The sequence below is a fragment of the Streptomyces sp. F001 genome (assembly GCF_004187715.1).
In the GTDB taxonomy this organism is placed as follows: Bacteria; Actinomycetota; Actinomycetes; order Streptomycetales; family Streptomycetaceae; genus Streptomyces; species Streptomyces flavusporus.
Window position 1 is genome coordinate 1 of sequence record NZ_QZWF01000161.1, and the last position, 1,498, is coordinate 1,498.

Sequence of the window (1,498 nt, forward strand, 5' to 3'; positions counted from 1 at the left end):
GCGCATAACGGACGAGACGACACCCACCTGGCGAGGAACTTACCAGGAGATAAAGGGCAATCCACCTAGATCAAACGCCCTCTGAGCGCTGCCGGTTCACCGGTCCGGCGTGTGGCCCCGCGACAACGTCGCGCCGGGCGACCCGGCGGGCGACGGTCAGGTGGCCACCGCCCCCTGGTGAGCGGGCCATTGGATGACAGGCGCCGCGCGGGACTTGGGGGGAGTTCCGCGACCCCGTCCTACACCGTGCGGCCGAGGTCGGGTCCGGGCCGGCCGTTCGCTTCCGGCCGTTCGACCGAGGCGGCGGCCTCTACTGAGACGAGAGAGCGAAGCTCGGTCTCCGGCTGCCCCGCAAACGTCCGGCAATGTCAACTTTAGGCTGGCACGAGCTCAATCGTCAGAATGCATAGGGCTGTTGGACCTTTCCGAACTCAGGTACGTACCAATATGTTACGCGCGTAAATTCTGTTTCTGATCACTTGTTCGCGGCTTCAGGGACCCGGAATACTTCACTCCGCGCTTGTCAGGGGCACGTCGAAAATCGTGTCGCGTGCCGCCCTGACCGGCCTCCCCACGACTCAGGAGGAACGAGTGAAGGTCAAGACCCCCCGCATCGCCAGGCGCTCCGGGGTGATCGCCGTGGCGTCCGGGCTCCTTGCGGCGGCGCTCACGATGCCCACCGCGCAGGCCGCCCCCACGGTCAAGGTTTCGCCCGAGGCCGCGGCCAAGCTCACCAAGACCCTCGGCACCACCTCCACCGCCGGTTGGTACTACGACGCCAAGGCCGAGACCGCGGTCGTCAACGTCACCACGCAGAAGGCCGCGCAGGCCGTACGCGAGGCCGGTGCCGTGCCGGAGTTCGTCACCTACAGCTCCGCTCACCTTGCCAAGGCCGGTGACGCCACAAAGGCCGCCGACATCGCCGGCACGGCCTGGGCCGTGGAACCCAAGAGCAACACCCTCGTGGTGAGCATCGACAGCAGCGTCTCGCGCGCCGAACTCGCCAAGCTCAAGGCCGCGACCGCCTCCTACGGTGACGCGGTCACCATCAAGCGCGTCAGCGGCACCTTCAACAAGCTGCTCAACGGCGGCACCGCGATCTACGCCAGCGGCGGCTGGCGGTGCTCCGCCGGCTTCAACGTCCGCAACAGCGCCGGCACGTACTACTTCCTGACCGCCGGCCACTGCACCGACGGCTACCCGAGCTGGTACACCAACTCCGGCCTCACGACCTACATCGGCCCGACCGTCGGATCCAGCTTCCCCACCAACGACTACGGCCTCGTCCGCTACGACAACGCCAACGTCACCCGCCCCGGTACCGTCAACCTCTACAACGGCACCAGCCAGGACATCACCTCCGCCGCCAACGCCTACGTCGGCGAGGCCGTCAAGCGCAGCGGCTCCACCACCGGGCTTCACAGCGGCACCGTTCAGGCCCTCAACGCCACGGTGAACTACGGCGGCGGCGACATCGTCTACGGCCTCATCCAGACCA

1 protein-coding gene is annotated in these 1,498 nt (G+C 67.2%); it reads left to right on the top strand.

The window, feature by feature from the left end; all coding sequences use genetic code 11:
* Window positions 1–591 precede the first annotated feature (591 nt).
* Window positions 592–1,498 (top strand): S1 family peptidase (locus tag StrepF001_RS45230; protein ID WP_240798018.1); only part of this gene is annotated, 907 nt, incomplete at its 3' end.